The sequence below is a fragment of the Methylibium sp. T29 genome (assembly GCF_000576205.1).
GTDB classification, from domain to species: Bacteria; Pseudomonadota; Gammaproteobacteria; order Burkholderiales; family Burkholderiaceae_C; genus Methylibium; species Methylibium petroleiphilum.
Window position 1 is genome coordinate 1 of the sequence record NZ_AZND01000413.1, and the last position, 2,008, is coordinate 2,008.

General features: G+C 71.5%; 3 protein-coding genes and 1 pseudogene. 2 read left to right on the forward strand and 2 right to left on the reverse strand.

From position 1 onward, the window contains the following. Positions 1 to 226, forward strand: a pseudogene (locus x551_RS21545) (hydratase); the annotation flags it as partial. Positions 227 to 245: 19 nt separating this feature from the next. Here x551_RS21545 and x551_RS21550 read toward each other — a convergent pair. Beyond that, on the reverse strand, positions 246 to 878 hold the full coding sequence (locus tag x551_RS21550; RefSeq protein WP_036235257.1) for an FMN-binding negative transcriptional regulator: 633 nt from the start codon (positions 876 to 878) through the stop codon (positions 246 to 248). A 39-nt stretch (positions 879 to 917) separates the two neighbouring features. Then, entirely contained in the window at positions 918 to 1,541 is a 624-nt protein-coding gene (locus tag x551_RS21555) for a DJ-1/PfpI family protein (protein ID WP_036235255.1), read from the reverse strand. 64 nt (positions 1,542 to 1,605) lie between these two features. Between x551_RS21555 and x551_RS21560 the strand changes: the two genes are divergently transcribed. Further along, on the forward strand, positions 1,606 to 2,008 hold a 403-nt coding region (locus tag x551_RS21560), incomplete at its 3' end, for a GntR family transcriptional regulator (RefSeq protein ID WP_036251231.1).

Here is a 2,008-nt window from a genome sequence, read left to right on the forward strand (position 1 = left end):
CAGCGTGCGCTGCACGCGCCGCGGCGAAGGACGCGCGCTGCTCGGCGATCCGCGCACCGCACTCACCTGGCTGGCCAACGAGCTGTCCTCGCTGGGCGTCGGCCTGCGCGCCGGCGACTGGGCCTCGTGCGGGACCTGCATGGTGCCGCTGGCGGTGCAGCCGGGCGACCGTGTCGAGGCCGACTACGGCAGCTTCGGCATCATCGAGATCGGCGTGTCCCGCTAGGGCCGCCTGCAGCGGCAGCTCACGCGGGCGGCCCGACGGCCCGCATCGCCTCGCCGAGCTCGGTGTCGCCCTGGTCGATCAGGACCTGCGCCGCGCTCACGCGATCGCGCGTCTCGCGGTTCTGGCTGAGCTTGAACTTGCCCACCAGGCGCGCCACCGCGATCTCCAGGCCCACGATGGACTTCAGCATCGCGTCGATGTAGTCGCTGGGCGCGTCGCCCATCTTCCACGGGCGGGGCTGGCCGGCCTCGTGCTGGCGCGTGAGCCGCGCCACCAGGCCGCGCACGTAGCGCTCGTCGTCGCGCACGGTGATGGTCCCGTGGGCATGGACCACCCGGTAGTTCCAGGTGGGCACCAGCTTGTGCGCCTCGTGTTTGCTGGGGTACCAGTTGGGCGAGACGTAGGCCTGCGCGGCACGGAACACCACCAGCACCTCGTCGCCGTCGGCCACGCTCCGCCACAGCGGGTTGTCGCGGGCCACGTGGGCGCGCAGCACGCCGTGCGGGCCCACGCCGGCGTCCAGTTCGAACGGCACGTGGTTCGCGTCGAGGCCACCGCTGCCGTGGGTGACCAGCATGCCCAGCGGGTGGCGGGCGATCAGGTCGTGCAGGGCCTCGGGCCGCCGCTCCTCGAAATGGCTGGGCAGGTACATCCTGGCTCCCCGGCAGATGGGTTTCGAACGGCCCGATTGTCAGGCGGCTGCCGGTTCGGTGCCCGCGAGATATGGCCCGATGTTGCGCATCGCCTGCGCCACATAGGCCTCCTTCTCACCCACCGGCGCCACGTAGTGCAGCGCGCTCTCGGCCACGGCCACGCCCTGCAGCCGCGCGATGACCCACGCCGCCAGGTAGGCCGAGGCCAGGCAACCGCCCGCGGTGGCGAGGTTGCCGCGCGCGAAGAAAGGCTGGTTCAGCACGTCGACGCCGGCCTCCTGGACCCAGGGTTTGGTGATCAGGTCGGTGCAGGCCGGCACCTCGTGCAGCAGGCCCAGCTTCGCCAGCACCAGCGTGCCGGAGCATTGGGCACCCAGCAGCTGCCGGGTGGGGTCGAGCCGCTTCAGTTGACGCATCAGCGCGGCATCGGCGATCACCTCGCGGGTCTGCAGGCCGCTGCCCACGATCACGGCGTCGGCCGCCACGGCGTCCTGCAGCGAGGCCTGGGCCTCGATGACCACGCCGTTCATCGAACGGACCCGGGCGCTCGGGCTGGCGATCGACACGCGCCAGCCGGGCTGCTTGACGCGGTGGAGGATGCCGAGGGCGATCAGGGAGTCGAGCTCGTTGTAGCCCTCGAAAGTGAGGATGGCGATGTGCATGGGCTCGATGCTAGGCGTGCCAATCAATACAATCAAATAATTGTCATGCATACAACATCGCCCCATGGCCCAGGCCCGGTACAAGCAGGTCGTCGACCGGTTCGCCGCTGAGATCACGGGCGGCCGCCTGCCGCCCGGCACCCGCCTGCCCACGCACCGGCAGCTCGCGGCCGACGAGGGCCTGGCGCTGGTGACGGCCAGCCGCGTCTATGCCGAGCTGGCGGCCATGGGCCTGGTGAGCGGCGAGACCGGCCGCGGTACCTTCGTCAAGGAAACGGCGGTGCCGCGTGGCCAGGGCGTGGACCAGCACGCGGTGGCGGCCGACATGCTGGACCTGAACTTCAACTACCCGTCGCTGCCGGGCCAGGCCGAGCTGTTGCGGAACGCGCTGCGCCAGCTGGCCGCGGCCGGCGACCTGGAGGCGCTGCTGCGCTACCAGCCGCACGGCGGCCGCCCGCACGAGCGGG